Origin of the sequence: Methylocella tundrae (genome assembly GCF_038024855.1) — a bacterium.
In the GTDB taxonomy this organism is placed as follows: domain Bacteria; phylum Pseudomonadota; class Alphaproteobacteria; order Rhizobiales; family Beijerinckiaceae; genus Methylocapsa; species Methylocapsa tundrae.
In genome coordinates this window covers 12,964-31,657 of record NZ_CP139089.1, presented here as the reverse complement: position 1 = coordinate 31,657, position 18,694 = coordinate 12,964, and the positions used below count along the sequence as shown (strand labels likewise).

Annotated in this window: 21 protein-coding genes; 1 reads left to right on the top strand and 20 read right to left on the bottom strand. The window is 59.1% G+C overall.

Annotation, left to right across the window (positions count from 1 at the left end):
• Nucleotides 1-24 precede the first annotated feature (24 nt).
• The 18 genes from fliF to motA all read right to left on the bottom strand — a co-directional run bounded on the left by fliF (nucleotide 25) and on the right by motA (nucleotide 14,180).
• Complete coding sequence (gene fliF / locus SIN04_RS02550) at nucleotides 25-1,671, bottom strand: flagellar basal-body MS-ring/collar protein FliF (RefSeq protein ID WP_134485975.1); 1,647 nt, start codon at nucleotides 1,669-1,671, stop codon at nucleotides 25-27.
• Nucleotides 1,672-1,806: 135 nt separating this feature from the next.
• On the bottom strand, nucleotides 1,807-2,685 hold the full coding sequence (locus tag SIN04_RS02545; protein WP_134485974.1) for a flagellin: 879 nt from the start codon (nucleotides 2,683-2,685) through the stop codon (nucleotides 1,807-1,809).
• 178 nt (nucleotides 2,686-2,863) lie between these two features.
• Nucleotides 2,864-3,583, bottom strand: coding sequence for a flagellar type III secretion system pore protein FliP (fliP, locus tag SIN04_RS02540; protein ID WP_134492197.1), 720 nt, complete (start codon nucleotides 3,581-3,583; stop codon nucleotides 2,864-2,866).
• Nucleotides 3,584-3,606: 23 nt separating this feature from the next.
• Complete coding sequence (locus SIN04_RS02535; RefSeq protein ID WP_341264181.1) at nucleotides 3,607-4,140, bottom strand: flagellar basal body-associated FliL family protein; 534 nt, start codon at nucleotides 4,138-4,140, stop codon at nucleotides 3,607-3,609.
• 100 nt (nucleotides 4,141-4,240) lie between these two features.
• Entirely contained in the window at nucleotides 4,241-4,942 is a 702-nt protein-coding gene (gene flgH, locus SIN04_RS02530; protein ID WP_174512195.1) for a flagellar basal body L-ring protein FlgH, read from the bottom strand.
• On the bottom strand, nucleotides 4,943-5,455 hold the full coding sequence (locus tag SIN04_RS02525) for a MotE family protein (RefSeq protein ID WP_244605633.1): 513 nt from the start codon (nucleotides 5,453-5,455) through the stop codon (nucleotides 4,943-4,945).
• Nucleotides 5,456-5,556: 101 nt separating this feature from the next.
• The gene (gene flgI / locus SIN04_RS02520; protein WP_134485971.1) at nucleotides 5,557-6,657 is read right to left on the bottom strand and encodes a flagellar basal body P-ring protein FlgI; all 1,101 of its coding nucleotides are present in this window, start codon (nucleotides 6,655-6,657) and stop codon (nucleotides 5,557-5,559) included.
• Nucleotides 6,657-7,151, bottom strand: a complete 495-nt coding sequence (gene flgA, locus SIN04_RS02515) for a flagellar basal body P-ring formation chaperone FlgA (protein ID WP_244605632.1) — start codon at nucleotides 7,149-7,151, stop codon at nucleotides 6,657-6,659. The genes flgI and flgA overlap by 1 nt, the downstream gene beginning before the upstream one ends.
• A gap of 4 nt (nucleotides 7,152-7,155) precedes the next feature.
• The gene (gene flgG, locus SIN04_RS02510; protein WP_134485970.1) at nucleotides 7,156-7,944 is read right to left on the bottom strand and encodes a flagellar basal-body rod protein FlgG; all 789 of its coding nucleotides are present in this window, start codon (nucleotides 7,942-7,944) and stop codon (nucleotides 7,156-7,158) included.
• Between the two features lie 9 nt (nucleotides 7,945-7,953).
• Nucleotides 7,954-8,268, bottom strand: coding sequence for a flagellar hook-basal body complex protein FliE (locus tag SIN04_RS02505; RefSeq protein WP_134485969.1), 315 nt, complete (start codon nucleotides 8,266-8,268; stop codon nucleotides 7,954-7,956).
• Nucleotides 8,265-8,684, bottom strand: coding sequence for a flagellar basal body rod protein FlgC (flgC, locus tag SIN04_RS02500; protein WP_341264487.1), 420 nt, complete (start codon nucleotides 8,682-8,684; stop codon nucleotides 8,265-8,267). The genes SIN04_RS02505 and flgC overlap by 4 nt, the downstream gene beginning before the upstream one ends.
• Nucleotides 8,685-8,690: 6 nt before the next feature.
• A complete protein-coding gene (gene flgB / locus SIN04_RS02495; RefSeq protein ID WP_134485968.1) occupies nucleotides 8,691-9,071 on the bottom strand; it encodes a flagellar basal body rod protein FlgB in 381 nt (126 codons plus the stop codon).
• A 250-nt stretch (nucleotides 9,072-9,321) separates the two neighbouring features.
• Nucleotides 9,322-9,723, bottom strand: coding sequence for a hypothetical protein (locus SIN04_RS02490; RefSeq protein ID WP_134485967.1), 402 nt, complete (start codon nucleotides 9,721-9,723; stop codon nucleotides 9,322-9,324).
• A gap of 41 nt (nucleotides 9,724-9,764) precedes the next feature.
• Nucleotides 9,765-10,841: an EscU/YscU/HrcU family type III secretion system export apparatus switch protein gene (locus tag SIN04_RS02485; protein ID WP_134485966.1), complete on the bottom strand. Its 1,077-nt coding sequence runs from the start codon at nucleotides 10,839-10,841 to the stop codon at nucleotides 9,765-9,767.
• Between the two features lie 16 nt (nucleotides 10,842-10,857).
• Nucleotides 10,858-11,892: a flagellar motor switch protein FliG gene (locus SIN04_RS02480; protein ID WP_134485965.1), complete on the bottom strand. Its 1,035-nt coding sequence runs from the start codon at nucleotides 11,890-11,892 to the stop codon at nucleotides 10,858-10,860.
• Nucleotides 11,893-11,894: 2 nt separating this feature from the next.
• Nucleotides 11,895-12,230: a flagellar motor switch protein FliN gene (gene fliN, locus SIN04_RS02475; RefSeq protein ID WP_244605631.1), complete on the bottom strand. Its 336-nt coding sequence runs from the start codon at nucleotides 12,228-12,230 to the stop codon at nucleotides 11,895-11,897.
• 123 nt (nucleotides 12,231-12,353) lie between these two features.
• Entirely contained in the window at nucleotides 12,354-13,292 is a 939-nt protein-coding gene (locus SIN04_RS02470; protein WP_134485964.1) for a flagellar motor switch protein FliM, read from the bottom strand.
• A 6-nt stretch (nucleotides 13,293-13,298) separates the two neighbouring features.
• The gene (motA, locus tag SIN04_RS02465) at nucleotides 13,299-14,180 is read right to left on the bottom strand and encodes a flagellar motor stator protein MotA (protein WP_134485963.1); all 882 of its coding nucleotides are present in this window, start codon (nucleotides 14,178-14,180) and stop codon (nucleotides 13,299-13,301) included.
• 136 nt (nucleotides 14,181-14,316) lie between these two features.
• Here motA and SIN04_RS02460 point away from each other — a divergent pair, with 136 nt between their 5' ends.
• Complete coding sequence (locus tag SIN04_RS02460) at nucleotides 14,317-14,745, top strand: lysozyme inhibitor LprI family protein (RefSeq protein ID WP_134485962.1); 429 nt, start codon at nucleotides 14,317-14,319, stop codon at nucleotides 14,743-14,745.
• Nucleotides 14,746-14,851: 106 nt separating this feature from the next.
• Here the strand turns inward: SIN04_RS02460 and ggt are convergent, their stop codons facing one another.
• Nucleotides 14,852-16,654, bottom strand: a complete 1,803-nt coding sequence (gene ggt, locus SIN04_RS02455; protein ID WP_341264180.1) for a gamma-glutamyltransferase — start codon at nucleotides 16,652-16,654, stop codon at nucleotides 14,852-14,854.
• A gap of 86 nt (nucleotides 16,655-16,740) precedes the next feature.
• Complete coding sequence (recQ, locus tag SIN04_RS02450; RefSeq protein WP_341264179.1) at nucleotides 16,741-18,621, bottom strand: DNA helicase RecQ; 1,881 nt, start codon at nucleotides 18,619-18,621, stop codon at nucleotides 16,741-16,743.
• Nucleotides 18,622-18,694: the final 73 nt, after the last annotated feature.

Sequence of the window (18,694 nt, the reverse complement as noted above, 5' to 3'; positions counted from 1 at the left end):
GGTAAAGCGCGACCGGACGCGGCGTCATGCGTAGTCTCCCTGATGCATCCACTGCTTCAGAATGGCCGCCGCCTGCTCCTCATCGAACTCGACTATTTGCTCAAGACGCTTTTGCGGCGAACGGCGCGGATTGTTGGTAAGATCCTCGATCAGATTGACCTCGCCTGGAGGCCCCCACCCTCCAAGTTGCAGGCCGGTCTCATCGTGACCATCCAAAGCGGAGAAATTCTCCAGCGCGACCGTCTCGGCCGATCCCGCGACAACGGCCGGCGCGGCAAGTATCGCCCGCGCCGCGGGCCGCAGCCCGAACCAGATGAGAAGGAGAGTGACGACGAGAATCGTCACCGCGTTCAAGACATTCCCCGATTGCCGAAGCAACATTTCAGCGACCGCCGGCGGCGGCTGCGGCGCAAGGTCGCGATCGGCGTCGATGAAATCGACCGCCGAGATCTTGATATTGTCGCCTCGTTCCTTGTGCGCGCCGGCCGCCGAGGCGACCAATTGCTCAAGGTCGTTCAGTTGCTTTTGGATCGCCTCAGGCGTCGCCTTGCCGCCGAGAGACGCCAGAAGGCTCGCCCGATTGATAAGGACGGCCACGGATATATTGTCGACGCCATAGCCCCCGCTCGTCGTGCTGATCGTCTTAGACGAGACTTCGTAGTTGGTCAGCTCTTCGCTTTTCTTGCTTTCTTCACTCGACTGTTTGCCGTCATCAGGCTTCACCGTCTCCTGCGGCAGATTGCGCTCAACCGTCGCCGGCGATTGACTGACGCTGTTTTGCGACGTCTGATTTTGCTTGGTAATCTTCACCGATCGCTCCACTCGCGAGTCTGGATTGAAGATCGTCTCGCTGGTCTGCCTCTTATCCGTGTTCAGCCGCGCCGCAACGCTGATCTGGAAATTCCGCAGGCCAAGGTAGGGCGTCAGCGTCTTGCGGATATTGTCGAGGATTTCCTGCGATACCGTCCGCTCCAGCGTCAACATGCCGCCTGGCGCGGAATCTGCGAGATCATTACCAGACGCCAGAAGCACGCCTTCTGTATTCAGAACCGTGACCTCCTCCATGGTCATTCCGGGCACCGCCGAGGCCACGAGATGGCGGATGGATTTGGCGGCGGAAACGTCGTCCGCCATTTCCGTCCGGATCACGACCGACGCTGACGGCGGCTCGCGCGTGCGTCTGAAAGAACCTTGATCCGGCATGACGACATGAACGCGAGCCGCCTTCACGCCACGCATCAACTGGATCGTCCGCGCCAGCTCGCCCTCAAGCGCTCTAACCCGCGTCACCTCCTGCATGAAGGAGGTGAGGCCGAGCGAACCAAGCTTATCAAACAATTCATTGCCGGCGTTGGGGCTGTTCGGCAGGCCCTTCTCGGCGAGCAACATTCGCGCGCGCGCGGTCTCGCCATAACGGACGAGGACCGTGTTTCCATCCGAATTGACGTCGAAGGCGATGTCGGCCTCCTTAAGGGCCGCGCCAATCCGGCTCACATCCTGCCTGTCGAGTCCGGCATAGAGGACCTCGAGCGCGGGACGGCTTAGAAAATAGCCCGCGAGCCCTGTCATCGCAAAAACCGAAACGCCGATCATGGCCAACGCGATGAGCCGGCGTGAACCAAGCTTGAGCAAATTGGCCCAGATGCGTTCGATTTGTTTCTGTCCGACCATCCCCGCCTCGATCAGCTGCTCTATCGACAGACCAAATCTAGGCGGGCAAGCTTGCCCGGAGGTTGCATACAAAGGGCCGCGCCCCCGCGAGCGCGGCCCTGCTTAATCGAGGCCGAAGTTATCAACCGGCCGGTTTTACTGGAAGAGTTTCAGGATCAGCTGCGAATTGGAATTCGAGATGCTGAGCGCCTGAATGCCGAGTTGCTGCTGCACCTGGAGAGCGGCCAATTTCGTCGCCGCCTCGTTCATATTGGCGTCGACAAGAGAGCCGACGCCGGTGGTGAGAGAGTCGCTCAGGTTCGAGATGTAGGTCTGCTGTGTCGAGAGGTTGGTAGTCGTCGCGCCAAGCGTGCTCGCCGCGGTCGTGATCGAGCTGATCGCCTTCTCCACATCCTTCAGCATGTTGGAGAGATCGCCGGCGGTCGCCGTGGTAATGTTCAAGGACAAGATCGACGCTGTGGTGTAGTTCGCGCCGCTCGCTCCAAGTATTCCAGTGGTCGCCCCGGTCGTCGCGTTGAACAGAGCTGTCTGGCTCGTATCCACGCTGAGGAAACTGACGCCGTTGGTCGAATCATAGGATGCGACCAGATTGACTGTGCCGCCCGTCGTTTCGAGGAAGTTCAAGCCATTGAAATTGGCCGAACTTCCAATGCTCAGCAAAGACGCCTGCTGCGCCGCGATGTCTGTTTGGATCTTGCTCAGATCAGCGCCGGCGTTCGATGCGGTCGTGAGGTCGTTCTTGATCGCGGTGACCACCGAGATCGTGCTGTTCAGCGCCGAACTCATGGTGGACACCAATGCGGAGCTCTCGCTCAGCGCGTCGTTTACGGCGCCGAGGGCGCCGACGTTGGAGCTCATTTTGGTCGCGATCGACCAATAGGCGGGGTTGTCGGACGCGCTCGAAATGCGAAGACCTGTCGAGATCTGGCTCTCGGTCTTGCTAAGGTTGTTCTGCGTCTGCGTCAGTGAGGCAAGCGCAGTCATGGCGGAGGTATTGGTCAAAAGGCTCGACATGGAATGTCCCTTGAGTTCGTTTCAGCTGGGGACATACCGGATTTGCGCCGGTACGACAGGGCGGCATGATGCCTTTAGATATTTCGAGGATCCAACCTGTCGTCTTTTTGTGTTAGCGCATCAAACTTGCGCAAAGCTTAATTCTATCGTCGATATATGGCGCTTTCGAGTCCGGCGCTCACATATAGGATCGGACGAGGCTTCCGATCAGAAGATTCCAGCCGTCGATAAGGATGAAAAACAAAATCTTGATAGGAAGGGCAATGACGGAGGGCGGCAGCATCATCATGCCCATCGACATCGTCAGCGTCGATACAATCATGTCGATGACAAGAAACGGCAAAGCAATCAGAAATCCGATCTCGAATCCGCGACGTAGCTCCGAAATCATAAAGGCCGGGATCAGGGTCCGGATTTCGCCCGGAGATTCGTCCTTGGTCTTGAAATTTTCCCTGGCGAGATCTTCGAAAAGCTTCAGATCCTTGTCGCGCACCTGCGACATCATGAAGTCGCGAAACGGCTCGACAATTTTACCGAAAGCCTCCTGCTCCGTGATGCTGTTGTCCATGAGAGGCTTTACGCCCCCGTCCCAGGCGCGTTCAAACGTCGGCGCCATAACGTAAAAGGTCATGAAGAGAGAAAGGCTGATGAGAATGAGATTGGCGGGCGTACTTTGCAGGCCAATGCCGGAACGGAGAAACGACAGAGCTACGACGAAGCGCGTGAAGCTTGTGGTCATGATGAGCAGACCAGGCGCGACGGAAAGAACTGTCAATAGAGCGACGAGCTGAATGATGCGGCCGGCGGCGGAGCCTCCGCCCGGCGGGATCAGCGCATTGAGGTCCGGCGTCTGCGCCGACGCGGAGCTGGCCCAAAGCGCCGCGGCCGACGCGAGCATCAGAATGCCGATGGAGGATCTTTTCACTGCACCACCAAGGTTTGGAGGATGAGTTCGCGCACTCGGCCATTCGAACGAATGGCGGCGCGCTCGTTTAGGTCTTCGCGCAAATGCTGCAGACCACTCGCGCCCGCGATCTGCGCCAGAGTAACGGTGCGCATAAAGCCCAGAATGTCCTCGGCGATCTCAGCCGCGACGATTTCCGGCTTCGGCGTTGACGCGCCATCAAGGACGAGCGTCGCCTGGAGGCGGACCCAGGCGTCTGGCGGATCCGCGAGATTTGCGATGATAGGGGGCAGGTCGCGCAAATTCGTATCAGCCGCGTAGGGGGCGATGACCTTCGGCGGCGGCGGCGCATCAGTGCTGGCCTGAATCTCAGCCCTTTTGACCGCCGCGATGCGCAGCCCAAGCACGCCGCCCGACGCAACAGCGATGAGCGTAAGCCCCACCATTGCGCCGGCGAAAATCGCGATCGATGGGCCGGCCGGGGCTGGCGGACCCGGTAATTGTTCAAAATCGTCGCCCATCGTCATCGCGGAGCCGACCCCACCGTCCACACCACGGCCTTCGGCCCGGCGGACAATTGGCCGGCGAGCTCATGGACTCTTCGCGTGTGATATTGCCTCATTCGCCTGCGGCCTCTCCAGTTTGGCGACCTCAAAATGGCTTGAACCAATCATAAAGCTGCTGACCCCAGGCCGGCTGCTGCACCTCCATGATCCGGCCTCTGCCGCCGTAGGAAATTCTCGCTTCGGCGACCTTGTCGTAGGAAATCGTATTATCTCTCGATATGTCGCGCGGCCGTACGATTCCTGCGACGTTCAACAAACGCAGCTCGAAGTTGACGCGCACCTCTTGCGAACCGCTGACAATGAGATTGCCATTCGGCAAGACGTCCGTGACGACGGCGGCGACCGACAGTTGAATCTTCTCCGAGCGGTCAGTGGTCCCCTGCCCTTGTGTCGATGACATGGACTCGGATGTCAGCTGAGGGTTGAATTCGCTTATTTTACTGTTGACGCCGAGCTTCCAATCGAAATTTGCGTTGACTTTCGAATCAAGCGAACGGTCCGTCGCGTTGCCGAATGTCGCGCGGTCGTTGATTGCGATATTGACGGTCACTACATCGCCTATCTTGGCCGCTCTCGGATCGCTGAAAATATCGGCGCGCCCGCCGCTCCAGATTGATTGCGAATTGCTCTTGCCCGCCGGCAAGAAAAGCGCGCTCGCGGTCGGCTGAACATCGGCGATGAGGCCTGTGCCGACCGGGCTCATGGAAGGCTCCCTTCCAATCTCCCTGACATCGCCGGCGCAGCCGCAAAGCGATAGTACGAAAAGGACAAGCGCCACGTATCTCATCTAGGACTTTTTTCCATCCAGCGCGGAGTCGGAACCCGCCATAGAACGTGCGAGCCGCGCGGCGCGGCCCGCCTCCATTTCATCGAGGATAGCGCTCGCGGCTCGCGCCGGAAGCTTCGCCAGGATCGCCGCGGCGATTGAATCGTCCATAGCCGCAAGTTGAAGAGCCGCCGCGTCGGGCTGCATCCTTGCGTAAATCATCACGACGCCTTCCGTCGCCTGTTTCAGCATGTCGTCCCGCTTATGAAGCCATGCTTCATATTCGGCCTTCTTAGCCTCCAGCTCGGCCAGACGCGCACCAATCTGTGCCGCAAGTTCAGAAAGCCTGGCTGTCTGCCAGGCGATTCGCGCATCGCCAATGACGCCAGCGTTATTGAAACAGAATTGCTGAACGTCGGATTGTGGCGGCTTCGCTTCCGCGCCTCTCGCCGGATCAGATTTCTTCTGCTCAAGGCTGCGGCCAGTATCCGGCATGGCGACAGCGATCGCCGTGTAAATTATCAAGCCGATCATGGAACGCGAAACTCTACATATCATCTGCGTCGTCTCCAGCGCGCTGCCCTAATCATCTTTGAATTGACTTGCGCAGGGCTGGTCACGACGGCCGCCTCCGATCATTGAACGACGAGCTCGGCGTGGAGAGCCCCCGCGGCCTTGATCGCCTGAAGAATGGCGATGATGCCCATTGGCTTCAGGCCAATGCGATTGAGTCCGGATACAAGCTCTCGCAAGCTTGCGCCTCGCACTATGCCGATATGTCCGCCCTGCTGATTTGTGTCTATGTCGGTGCGTGGAACGACCACCGTCCGACCGTTCGAGAACGGGGCGGGCTGTGAGACTTCAGGCGTCTCGACGACGCGGACGTTGAGATTGCCATGCGTCACCGCGACGGTCGAGACCTGGACATCCTGCCCGATGACGATCGTGCCGCTGCGCGAGTCGATGACGACGCGGGCAGGCGCGTCGGGCTCCACCAGAAGATCGCCAATTTCAGCCATGAAGCGGGTCGTCCCTACATTTGCCGGCTTCATAAGGGCGACAGAATTCAGATCGCTTTCGCGCGCAAGACGGACGCCATATCGACGAACTCCAAATCGATTGATCGCATCAGCTATCAAGGTCGACGTATTGAAATCGGGATTCTTCAGGACGAGGGCGAGCGGCCCGACATCCCTCAGCCCGCCTGGCACTTCTCGCTCAACCAAGGCGCCATTGGGGATATGCCCAGCCGTCGCGACATTTTGCGTGATCGTCTCGGCCTGCCCTTGGACGACGAAACCAGCGACAGCGACTTGTCCCTGCGCAATCGCGTATGTCTGGCCGTCGACGCCCAACAGCGACGTCAGGATCAAAGTTCCGCCGTAAAGGGACGTCGCGTCACCGAGAGAAGACACCGTGACGTCCATGCGCGATCCGGGCTGGATGAAGGGGGGCAGATCGGCCGTCACAAGGACTGCTGCGACGTTCCGTGTCCGCAACGCAAGGGCGCGAACATTGATTCCCATGCGGTCAAGCATCGACTGCAGCGCCTGTTGCGTGAAGGTCGAATTCGTTAGCGTGTCGCCGCTGCCCTGAAGCCCGACAACGAGCCCGTAGCCGACAAGCTGATTGTCGCGGACGCCTTGCAAGGTGACGATGTCCTTGATGCGTACCGACGCCTCGGCAGAGACAGCCACGATTGCGCTGAAAAGAAGAATCAGAAATGTGCGAAGCATCAGCCGCCGCTCAAAAGAATAGTGCCATCGGCCTGTACAATTCCCGAGACCGTCAACCCCGTCTCGAGATTGCGCAAGGATATGATGTCGCCAACGCTGCCGTCCTGAAGCGCCGCGCCATAGGTCGCGATTGTCAGGCCGCCCTCTGCGAACACAATCCTGACCTTCGCGCCGTTCGCTACAATCTTCGGCGCCGACACCGCATTCGAAGGCACCGGCGCACCGGGCAGCAAGGTTCTTCGCGCAATTTTCCCAACGAGCAAGTCACGGCTGACGATCACATTGGCTCTCACCGCAGAGGTCAGGCCAAAGTCGCGATCAACCAGCCAATTGTCTTTGATCGCATCGCCCGGATAGATCGTAATAGCGGGGACAGGCAACACATTCGACTCGGATGCGAACGCCGGCGGCAGCGTGCAAGATCCGAGAATTACGATGAGGCAAGTGGCGTATGTCGTTGCGCCCCCAAGAGTGCCCCTGAGCATCCCGATCATGTCCCTACCCCATGTTCTTTGAAACCGTGCTCTCCATGTCGGAGGCGGCCTGGATCACCTTTGAATTCATTTCATAGGCGCGCTGCGCAGAGATAAGATCCGTGATCTCCTTGACGGGATCGACGTTCGAGCTCTCAAGATATCCTTGGCTCACCGTCGCAAAGCCCGGATCGCCGGGAATGCCAACCACCGGCGGGCCCGACGCCTCCGTTTGGAGATAGAGATTGTTCCCAAGAGGCGTCAGCCCGGCGTCATTCGCAAAATTCGCGATAGTAATCTGACCGAGCTGCTGCGGAGCAGTCTGCCCCGCAACCGTCGCCGAAACAATTCCAGACTGGCTTACGGTCACGCTGAGAGCATTGGTCGGAACTGTCATCGCAGGACTGACGACATATCCATCCGCCGTGACGATCTGCCCTGTGCCGTTTGTATTGAAAGCGCCATCCCTCGTGTAAACGATGCCGCCATTCGCGTCAGTCACTTGAAACCAGCCGCGCCCGTTGAGCGCCATGTCGAACTGGTTTCCGGTATTGGCTAATGCGCCTTGGATATGAAGATTGCGGATCGATGCTGTGCGCACTCCGAGACCAAGTTGTGCGCCTTCTGGAATTGTGCTGCTCTGGCCGCGGCTTGATACGCCCTGCAGACGCTCGGCCTGGTAAAGCAGATCCGTAAATTCGGCGCGCGCGCGTTTGAATCCCGTGGTGTTGATGTTCGCTATATTGTTCGCTATGACCGCAACATTGAGATCTTGGGCGGCCATGCCCGTGGCGGCAATGGAAAGCGCTTTCATTTCCTCTCCTTAGATCGCCATTTGAGACAGTGACTGATAGGCCGAGACGACTTTGTCCCGAATTGCGATTGCCGTGTTGAGCGATTGTTCTGCGCCCATCACCGACTCCACAACTTGCTGAACCGATGCTTTGCCCTGAAGCGCGGAGATCGCAGTCGCTTCGCCGCTCTTCAGATCATTGACGGCCCGGGCGGACACGTCCGCCATGACCTGGCCGAAATCCGCGCTGCCCCCTGCCGGGGTGAGCGTTGCGGAGATAGAAGGCGATGCGGTCGTAGCACTGGAGCCAAGAACAGAGCCAAGAAGCGAAAGAGCGGCAATCATGATGAATTCCTCAAAAGATCGATGGCCATTGAAGAAAGATCCCTTGTTTGTTTGACGATTTGCAAATTGGCTTCGTAAGAGCGATTTGCTTCGCGCATGTCGGCCATTTCCATGACCATGTTGACATTCGGAAGTTTGACAAACCCCTTTGAATCTGCGGCGGGGTTTCCAGGATCCTGCTCGACCCGGAACGGCGCCTTGTCGACGCCGATGGCGCTGACATGCACCAGCTCTACACCAGAGACGCGGTCCATCTCGCTGGCAAATGTAATGGTCTTGCGCGCATAAGGATCAGCCCCAGGCGTCGATCCCGTCGATTGCGCATTGGCAAGATTTTCGGCGACGACCCGCAATCGCGCGGATTGCGCTTCAAGGCCGGAACCGGCAATTCTGAGAGATGCATCAAGTGGATCGATCATTTCCTATCCTTTGACGCTCGCCATAAGCATTTGGTTGAAAGCTTTGACGATGCTCGTGTTGAGCGAGAACGAACGATTGACCTCGCCCGCCTTCATCATCTCGTTCTCAACGCTGACTGAATTTCCAGAATGCGTGGTCTCCCAGGCTGCGGCGTCCCTGGTTGCGATCTGATCGGGCCCCAAGGGATCCACGCCGATATGACCCGGGTTCGTCGCCACCATGTGGATCGTAGAGTCGTTGAAAACGTCTTCGAAGGGAACAACATCTCCAGCCGTAAAGCCCGGCGTATTCGCATTCGCGACGTTGGTTGCAACCGCGGCTTGACGCACAGTTAACCAGCGCGCCTGCTGCGAAGCGAGATCGAAAAGGTGGATCTGACCCACGACGGCCTCCTAACAAAGCGTTCGCTCAAACACTGGTTTTAGAGGAAACGCCTTGCACCAGGCTGACCCAGATGCCGTCAACACAGTTGTCACCATACAAAGAACATGGGCACAGCCAGTCGTTGGAGCTCACGCATCATCTATAACCGGCACTCGCCGCTTTTCGGACGTTAAAGCATCACCGAAAGCCAACGATCAAATGCCTGTCTTCGAAATCGAAGAATCGGCGGCGCGCGTCGGCCGTGATTATCTATCCGGCGCCTGAGAAGACACGCGCGTCGGTCAGCGCCTCGATCATGTGGGACGTGTCCTGCATCAGATCGCCTGAGGATTGGGTCGCTTCAAAATGTTCGATCGAGACTCGTGTCTTATCGCCGGCGAGAACGAGCCTGAACACGATCCATATGTCGCGATGTCGAAATTCCATGGCGATGGTGATCTCCGGAGCACCGCCCCAATCCAGTTCATACTCCGCCGCCCATGCATAGTGGAGGGTCTCCGCGCGGAAGAAGAGCTCAATCGAAGAATTCACGATGTCCTGGATATTTGCGAATTTCTCAAAGCGGATGCAGGCAATGTAGTCAGCGACGTCTATAAGCTGCAGTTCCTCGGCGACCGGTTCAATGGCGTCGCGGAGAATCCTCGCCCTCAAGTCAGCCTCATCGCGGCGCCGAGATGACATGGGAGCGACCTTCACTTTATGGCGGTCGTGTTCGCGCTCTTAGAATACAGAAAATGAATGAGCTCCGCCACAGCCTTATAGAACTCCGGCGGGATCGCCAGATCGACCTCGACGCTACCATACATGGATCTCGCAAGCAGCTTATCTTCGATGACCGGAATCGAGTGTTGTTCCGCAATCTCGCGAATCTTGAGGGCGATGAGATCCTGCCCTTTCGATAGCACCATAGGCGCGCCACCCTCTTCCTTAACGTAGCGAAGTGCGATCGCGTAATGCGTTGGATTTGCGATGACGAGAGTGGCCCTTGGCACAGCCGCGATCATGCTCTTGCGCAAACGATCCTGCGCCAGCGAGCGCAATCGCGCCTTCTTCAAGGGGTCGCCCTCGTTTTGCTTCATCTCATCCTTGATCTCCTGCTTGCTCATGCGCAGTTCGCGTCGCCAGTGCGTGCGCGCCCAGACAAGATCCGCGGCAAGTAGAACAACCGTCACGACGCACACGACGGACAAAAGCCGCATCGCAATCGAAAGAATCAATTCCGGAATTGCTTCCGGCTCGACCGCCATCGCATCGACCAAATGATTCTCCTGCCAATGCAAAACGGTGAACGCGACAACAGAGATAGAGCTCAATTTGAAGACGCCCTTGAGAAACTCCACTTGCCCACGGGCGCTGCATACTCGCTGCCATCCGGCGCCTAAGGAGATGCGTTGAAAATTGGGTTGTATCCGATCGAAGGCGAAGCGCGGCGCATTCTGAATCAGTGAGGCTAAGACGCCCGCCGCACAGAATATAACCAAAGGCGTGATCATAAGCTTGCAAGCGCTCCACCCGACCACTTCAAGCAGGGCGACAGCGTCGAAGCCATTGCGGAGCGACACCGCGCCGGCGTCATCCAGCAACCGCTGCAGCAATTCCGTCATCGAAGCGACGAATTCCTTCGCGAAGAAAGCGCCAATAATCAGCATGGACGAGATCGAGGCGAAGATCGAGGCTTCTTTGGAGAACGGAACATTGCCGCGCTCCATCTCGTCGGCGAGCTTCTTTTCCGTTGGCTCTTCTGTGCGGCTTTCCTTCTCCTCCGCCATAAACGCCTATTCCCGGCTACTCATAGAGTTCATCTTCATCCTCGGACGAATTCAACTCGATCTCACCATTGCTCGATAATTCGAGGGCGGTGTCGGCGATCATGCGGCGCGCCTTGAGAACGTCGCGCTGAAGGGCGGGACCGCCATTGGCCAATTCGCTATCGACGATCCGGCGCGCGCGCGCAGCGAGCGAAGACAGGATCGAATCGCGAAAGCCGGCGTCTGTGCCCTTCAAGGCAAGGACCACCAACTCCGTCGGAATTTTGTCGAAGAGGACGCTGCGCGCCTTTGGCTGCAGCTTGATGATGTCGTCGAAGGTGAACATAAGGCCGCGCAGGACCTCCGCCGCCTTCGGCCGCGCCGCCGCGAGGCTCTGCATCACGTCTTCCATTTGATCACGTTCCATCTTATTGATAATATTTGCTATTCTGACATTCTGCTCACTGCCGTTCTGACGGGACAGGTTGGAGAGAAGGTCTTCTTGCAACTGGCCCTGAATGATGCGGACCGCGGCTTCCGTAACCTGCCCTATGCTCAGCATTCGACGCATCATCTCATTGCGAAGATCACGCGGGAACTGGCCCATCACCTTGGCTGCACAGACCGGAGTCACCTTCGACAAAATGAGCGCCGCGGCCTGCGGATGTTCCTTGGCAAGATAAGCGCCCAGGGTTCCCTCGGGGACGTTTGAGAGCCGCTCCCACATCGCTTCATTCGAATTGCCGGTGACATCCGACATCACATCGGCAATTTGCTCCGGCGACAGGACGCCGTCGAGCATTTGCTCAACCTCGTTTGGCGAACCGAGAAGATCCACTCCATTGGCGAACTGACTTGCGAAATCTTCGACAAGCAATTCCAGCGTCGGCGCGGGAACGACGCCAAGCTCCGCGACGGAACGCGTGATCTGCTTCAATTCGTCGACGTCGAAATGTTTCAAGAGACGGCTTGCAAGCGGCTTTCCCATAGCAAGCAGCAGGGCGGCGACCCTTTCGGGCCCGCGCAGAAACCTCTGGCTCACGCCACTCGCCTGGGCGATAGAGGCCGCCATCTCTAGTCGACAGCTCCAGCGGGGCCGACGATCTCAGTCAGCGATACGCCAAAGCGCGAATTGTCGTCTTCCACCACCACGATTTCCCCTCGCGCGATGATGCGGCCGTTCACAACGACGTCAACCGGCTCTCCAACCCGATGATCAAGCGGTATGACGGCGCCACGTCCGAGTTTGAGCAGATTGGAAACCGGCATCACGGCTGAGCCCAACACCACCTGAACCACAACCGGAATACGAAGGATCGTGTCGAGATTACGACCTCCATTTGATTGCGTCAGCGAGTCCGCGTCGAGGCTCTCGCCCAAATTTGTCGCTCCAACATCTACGTCTGACATGATTCCGAGTTTCCCTTTCAATGACCGGATAGAGTTTTGTCATCTGTATTCATGCTGCGAACCAGCTATTTGCGTTAACGCAGGAAAGACGGCGCGCCCAATTTTGAAGCCGCTCCGCACGATTTATCGCGATAGAACGTCATCGATGAATTCCTGCTCCTGGTTCACGGATTCATCGATGCGTAGCGTGTAGAAACCTTCGCCCTGCCCGAGATTGCACCAGAAAAGAGGCTCGGCATTGCACTCCAGCCTGATGCGCGTCTTGGTAGTCGCCTGAAGCTGGAGAATGCCTCCAACTTTCAAGTCGGCGATATCCGCGAGGACAAAGTGACGCTCTTCGATCACGCCCTTGACGGCGACCTCCGTGCGTCCGATTTCGCTCTCAATCTGCCTGGTCCATGCCGGGTCGCGCACCGCGGCGTCATTTGAGAGATCGCGCCCCAATTGCTGACGAACGGAGTTCAGCGCCGCTTGCGGGATCAAAACGAACATCTCGCCATGGCGCCCGAGAATGCGAAGCTTGACTTTTGCGTTGACGCCGAACGAGTTCCTTGGCGCAATGACGGCGAAATCCAGCCTCGTCTCCACTCGCTCCAGCTTGAAGACCGTGTCGCTCACCGTCGCAAATGAGCTTTGCAGGGCGCGCCCCAGGAGTTCGAAAGTCTTTTGCGCAAGACGTAGTTCAAGGCTTGACAATTTGCGCCTTTCCCCAAAGGCCGCCTCGCCTCCATCGCCGCCGAAAAGCGCCTCCGCCAACGTGAAGATGAAATTGTGATCGAGCCCCATCAGGATGCGCGAATCCCAGGCCTGCACGTGGAAGATGCCTATGACGACGTTGTTTTCGAAAGTGTCGAGCACGTCCCCCATGCGCTTGGCGGCGATGGCGTCGACCGAAAAGAAGGCCGGAGCCGGGGAAAGCTGACGCAAATTTTCGGAACTTTGCGCCACCATTCGATCGAGGATCACATGCAGCATTGGCATGCGGTCAATCGATATGCCCGGAGCGTCAAGCAGCCGCTCCGACCCGTTCAGCACAGAATTATTGGAGTGAATATCCGACATGGTTGATCAGGCCGCCTGTTGCTGAACGGGTTTCGGTCCGCCGGAAACGGTCTCATTCTCAACCATGTCGATGGAGGGCCGATCATGCGATGCGATCGTCTTGCGCCCGTGCTCCAGAGCGATCTGCGGCATGGCGCCATTCATGAAAGCGAGGAGAGTCTGCTTGACGATGATGTAGAGACGGCAGCGCACCGAGCGCGTCGCCTTGACCTTGTGCGCAAGGGGGGAGACAACCCCATAGGATACGAAAATGCCCGTGAATGTTCCGACCAGCGACGCGCCGATGAGCCCGCCGAGAATTTCAGGCGATTGATCCAGCGCGCCCATCGCGTGAACGACGCCAAGGACCGCGGCGACAATGCCTAGCGCCGGCAGGCCTTCGGCGATAGCCGTCAGGGCATGGTAAGGCTTTAGCTTGTCATGCGTGACCGTCTGAATCTCCTCATCCATCAGCGCCTCGATTTCATGCGTGCGGGCATTACCGATGATGATCAGGCGGCAATAATCGCAGATGAAGCTCGTCAGATTCGCATCAGCGAGGACCTTCGGGAAATTCTTGAAGATCGCGGATTCGTTCGGATTGTCGACATGCTGCTCGACCTCGCTCCGCGCCTTGCCGCGCAGTTCCCGCATAAGCGTGTAGAGAACGCCGAGAACGTCGAGATAGTCGCGCTGGGTCGGACCCCGATTGAGAATTGCCTCGACGATCGCGCCCGCGGTGTCCTTGATCGTGGCCAGGGAATTAGCGATGATGAATGTGCCGAGGGAAATGCCGAGGATGATGCAGAATTCCCACGGCTGGAAAATAACCTCGAGATGGCCGCCCATGCCTGCGAAGCCGCCGAGCATGCAGCCGAGTGCGACAATCATGCCGATTAGAAACGCCAAGGCCCACCTCATGCCGTCGACAACCTTGCGGAAATGATTAAACGGCCGGCCTTGCTTCAGGCTGAATTCAGCAACTCCAATTCGATCGAAATGCGCGCTTCAACGCCGGGGCAAGAAAAAGACAAAAAACGCGGCGATGCTTGAATTCCATTTGCTTCTGGAGGCGCTGATGCCGGCGATCAGGTTAGTCTTCGTTTCGGCTTGGCTGATCGGCGGTTCGCTGACGGCTTCGGCTCAGGTCGCGAGTTTCGATTGTGCGAAAGCGGCGACCTCGACGGAGGTCGCCATTTGCCGCGAGCCCTTGCTTGGCGCGAAGGATATCAAAATGGCGGCCTATTATCAGATCCTGGTCAGCGTCGAGCCAGCCTGGAGCGGTATGGCCTATCGCGAGTTTCGCGACAATCAGCACGATCTGCAGGCCAATTGGGTGACGCAGGCGCGCAACGCGTGCGAGGGCGACGTCGCCTGTTTGGAGCTGGCCTATGACAGGCGCATTGACGAATTGACGTCGACGATCGCGAAAAGTCTCGGCCTGACCTATGGCCGCATGTGCGACGGCGGTTGAGTATTTTACGATCTTCGATGAATCGGAGAACGTTGCTCTCCTCCCTGGCGGAGAAGCGGCGTCGAGATCGCGCCAAAACGCCTTCGTTCACGCTCCTCACGGATTTTTAATATCCGACCGCCAGCGTTCCGCGCTGACGCAGGTCGGCTGCTCCCATCAGAAGGCCCTTCGCGCGCAAGATGCTCTCCGCCGACCCCCAGGCGCCGCGCGTCGCGACGTTCTGGCCCAACGCCTCAAGCAGCCGGATCGTGTCGATGGAAACGCCGCGCTCGACCTCGAGTTCGTCCGGAACACCCTGATGATGAATACGGGGCGCGGCCGTCGCTTCGGCAATGTTCATTTTGAAATCAACGATGTCGCTGATGATTTCCGTAACGATGGTGATGATGCGAGAGCCGCCCGGCGAACCGGTGACGAGTTCGAGTTCGCCGTCGCGAAAGAGCATCGTCGGAGCCATGGAAGACAATGGCCGTCTGCGCGGCGCCGGCGCATTCGCTTCGCCGCCGAGCAAGCCAAAAGCGTTCGGCGCGCCGGGTTTGGCTGCGAAATCGTCGAGTTCATTATTGAGAAGCACGCCGGCCCCCTCCGCGACGAGACCGAGGCCGTAAGAAAAATTCAACGTGTAAGTATTCGCCACCGCGTTGCCCTCGGCGTCAACGACCGAAAAATGCGTCGTCTGATCGCTCTCATAAGGCGCGGGATCAAGTGGCGTAATCTCGCTCGCTGGCCGCGCCCGGGCCAGAGAGATCTCGGCGCGCAGCCGAGCCGCATAGGCTTTTGAGATCAGGCCGCGAACCGGAATGGCGATCTGGTCGGGATCGCCGAGGTATTTCGCGCGGTCGGCGTAGGCAAGCTTCATCGCCTCGGCGAGAACATGGATGGTCGCGGCGGATCCCTCGCCGAAGTCAGCCAGGGGAAAGCCTTCAAGGATATTAAGAAGTTCGATGACGTGGACGCCGCCAGACGAAGGCGGCGGCATGGAGATGATTTCATGGCCACGGTAGAGGCCGCGGACCGGCTCGCGCTCGATGGCGCGATAGGATTTCAGGTCATCAAGCGTCATGCGGCCGCCCGCTGCCCGAACGCTGGCGATGATTTTGGCGGCGACTTCGCCGGTGTAAAAGGCGCTCTCGCCATCGGCGCCGATCGCCTCGATGACATTGGCGAGATCGGGCTGGGCCAGCGTCTCGCCGCGCCTCAGCGGCGATCCATCGGGATGCAGGAAGATCTTTGCGCTTGACGGCCAGCGCGCGAGCCGGCGCGTCTGCTGCAGCGAGTCGGCAAGATCATCTTCCACCACGATTCCTTCGCGAGCGAGGCGAACGGCCGGCGCGACGAGGTCGGCGAGCGACAATTTGCCGGAGCCATAGCGATGGAAAGCGAGCGTCAGCCCTGCGACCGTTCCCGGCACGCCGACGGCGAGCCCCGTATCGCGGGATTTGGTCGGGCTCGCAGCTCCAGTCGCGTCAAGAAAGACGTCGCGCGTCGTGGCCTCGGGCGCTGTTTCGCGATAGTCGATGGCGATATCCTTATTCGATTCGGCCAGATGCACCAGCATGAAGCCGCCGCCGCCGAGATTTCCGGCGCGCGGCAAAGTGACGGCGAGCGCGAATCCGACCGCGACCGCGGCGTCGACCGCATTGCCGCCACGGCGGAGAATGTCGACGCCGATCCGCGCCGCCTTTCCTTCCTGCGCCGCCACCATCCCGTGCTCGGCCAGAACGGGGAGAAATCGCGCGCCTTGCGAAACGATCGGGGACGTTGATGCCGGCGAGGTCGAATCCGCGAGCGTCGGCGATGCGGCGATAAGGGCGAGCGCCGCAAACGTGGTCGCGATGAAGCGGCGCTGGCCTGGAGAAAGCCACGCGGCGCAGCCTGGAGTTCGCTTGAGAGAGCTTTTCGTTTTCATCAAATCAGGAAATCTCTATTTTGCGCGCCAGATACGAACCGGGCGTTGGCGTCCGAAGACACTCCCGCCAGGACAAAACACCATCGTCACAGTGCGTCATCATGGTCTGCGACAATGGCCAAAAAGATCGCGCCATAGCGTTCGAGTTTGGCTGGGCCGACGCCGTGAACGAGCTTCAATTCGTCTTTCGTGCGCGGGCGCGCCCTGGCGATGCCGATCAGAACGCTGTCATGAAAGATGACGAAAGGCGCCTGCTTCTGCCTCCTGGCGATTTCGAGACGTTTTGCTTTCAGCGCCGCCAAGAGATGATTCTGCGTCGCCGTCAGACCGGCGTCGCGCGGCCGCGCAGAAAACGCGCTCCGCTCGAGCGTCGCATCCGCGTCAGCCGCGCTCTCGATCTGCCGCAACGCCCGCCGGACTGCGACTGCGTCCGGCAAATCCGTCCCGGCGCGCAGATTAAGCGGCGCTTCGCCGATCAGAACCTCGCGCCCGGCCGGCGTGACGATCCAGCGGTCGCGATCGCAAGAATCCTGCGCGATCAGATCGGCCGCGTGCAGCTGATGGAAAATGCTGCGCCATTCGCCTGGCTTGAACTCCTTGCCGACGCCAAAGGTCGGCAGGCGGTCATGGCCATGCCGGGTAATCGCCGCCGTGGCGTTGCCGATGAGCAGATTGGCGAGATGGCTGGAGAAGAACCGCCCCGAAGTCCGATGGATCGCCGACATCACTTTCTGGGCGGCGACGACGCCGTTGAAGAAGGGCCATTTGCCCTCGCAGACATCGCAATTGCCGCAAGGTTCGGAGGCTTCCCCGAAAGCCGCGAGCAAGGTCTGGCGGCGGCAGCGCGGCGTCTCGCAGAGCGCGAGGAGCCCGTTGAGTTTACGCCGTTCGAGGCGCTTTCTCTCAGGCGGCGAATCGCTTTCAGAAATTTGCCGCTCGCGCAGCCTGACGTCGGCCTCGCCGAACAGCGTCAACGTGTCGGAGGGCAGACCGTCGCGGCCGGCGCGGCCGATCTCCTGATAGTAGGCTTCGATGCTTTGCGGCAGATCGGCATGGCAGACAAAGCGCACATTCGGCTTGTCGATGCCCATGCCAAAAGCAATCGTCGCGACGATCACGACGCCGTCACAGCGCAAGAATTCATCCTGATGAGCCGAGCGAATCTCGGATGCAAGCCCCGCGTGATAGGGCAGCGCCGCAACGCCCTTCGCGCTCAACGTTTCGCTGAGCTTTTCAACGCCTTTGCGGGAGGCGCAATAGACGATGCCGCTTTGTCCCTTGTGGCGCGCGATCATCGTCTCGATCTGATGCGCGACATTGGCTTTGCGCTGCATGGCGAGATGGATGTTCGGCCGGTCGAAAGAACGCACAAAGACGCGAGGCTTGGCCGGAAACAGCTTTTGCACGATGTCGTCGCGGGTCGGCGCATCGGCCGTCGCAGTGACAGCGATGAGCTGCATGTCTCCTATCGATTTCGCGACCTGCGCGAGATCGGAATATTCCGGCCGGAAGTCGTGGCCCCATTGCGACACGCAATGCGCTTCGTCGATGGCGAGAACATTGGCTCCGGCTTCGCGCAGCAGGGCCTGCGTGTCGCCGCGCACCAGGCGTTCAGGCGCGACATAAACAAGGCGGTAGCGTCCTTTGCGCAAGCCCGCCTCGATCAAGGCGTTGTCGCTCGCGCTATTGACCGAATTCAGCGCGGCGGCGTCGACGCCGCGCCCGCGCAGCTGCTGCACCTGATCGCGCATCAGGGCGATGAGCGGAGAAACGACGATGGTGAGGCCTGGGCGGATGATCGCCGGTAATTGGTAACAGAGCGATTTGCCCGAACCCGTCGGCATCACCGCCAAAATGTTCTCGCCGGCGAACGCCGCCTCCAGGACGTCGGCCTGGCCCGGCTTGAAATCCGTGAACCCGAAGAATTTTTGGAGCGCGGCGCGGGCCTCGGCCATGTCGTCGTTCAAGAGAACCCCGGTGCGTCGACAGTTTTGCCGGTTCGGCAAGATTCGAACAAGTCCCGCGTCTCCTTGCTTAGAG

Coding starts and splice junctions, on each gene's coding strand:
- fliF (WP_134485975.1), bottom strand. CDS start 1,671: ATGGTCGGACAGAAACAAATCGAACGCATCTGGGCCAATTTGCTCAAG.
- SIN04_RS02545 (WP_134485974.1), bottom strand. CDS start 2,685: ATGTCGAGCCTTTTGACCAATACCTCCGCCATGACTGCGCTTGCCTCA.
- fliP (WP_134492197.1), bottom strand. CDS start 3,583: ATGCTCGCGTCGGCCGCGGCGCTTTGGGCCAGCTCCGCGTCGGCGCAG.
- flgH (WP_174512195.1), bottom strand. CDS start 4,942: ATGAGATACGTGGCGCTTGTCCTTTTCGTACTATCGCTTTGCGGCTGC.
- SIN04_RS02525 (WP_244605633.1), bottom strand. CDS start 5,455: ATGATCGGCTTGATAATTTACACGGCGATCGCTGTCGCCATGCCGGAT.
- flgI (WP_134485971.1), bottom strand. CDS start 6,657: ATGCTTCGCACATTTCTGATTCTTCTTTTCAGCGCAATCGTGGCTGTC.
- flgA (WP_244605632.1), bottom strand. CDS start 7,151: ATGATCGGGATGCTCAGGGGCACTCTTGGGGGCGCAACGACATACGCC.
- flgG (WP_134485970.1), bottom strand. CDS start 7,944: ATGAAAGCGCTTTCCATTGCCGCCACGGGCATGGCCGCCCAAGATCTC.
- SIN04_RS02505 (WP_134485969.1), bottom strand. CDS start 8,268: ATGATTGCCGCTCTTTCGCTTCTTGGCTCTGTTCTTGGCTCCAGTGCT.
- SIN04_RS02485 (WP_134485966.1), bottom strand. CDS start 10,841: ATGGCGGAGGAGAAGGAAAGCCGCACAGAAGAGCCAACGGAAAAGAAG.
- SIN04_RS02480 (WP_134485965.1), bottom strand. CDS start 11,892: ATGGCGGCCTCTATCGCCCAGGCGAGTGGCGTGAGCCAGAGGTTTCTG.
- fliN (WP_244605631.1), bottom strand. CDS start 12,230: ATGTCAGACGTAGATGTTGGAGCGACAAATTTGGGCGAGAGCCTCGAC.
- SIN04_RS02470 (WP_134485964.1), bottom strand. CDS start 13,292: ATGTCGGATATTCACTCCAATAATTCTGTGCTGAACGGGTCGGAGCGG.
- SIN04_RS02460 (WP_134485962.1), top strand. CDS start 14,317: ATGCTTGAATTCCATTTGCTTCTGGAGGCGCTGATGCCGGCGATCAGG.
- ggt (WP_341264180.1), bottom strand. CDS start 16,654: ATGAAAACGAAAAGCTCTCTCAAGCGAACTCCAGGCTGCGCCGCGTGG.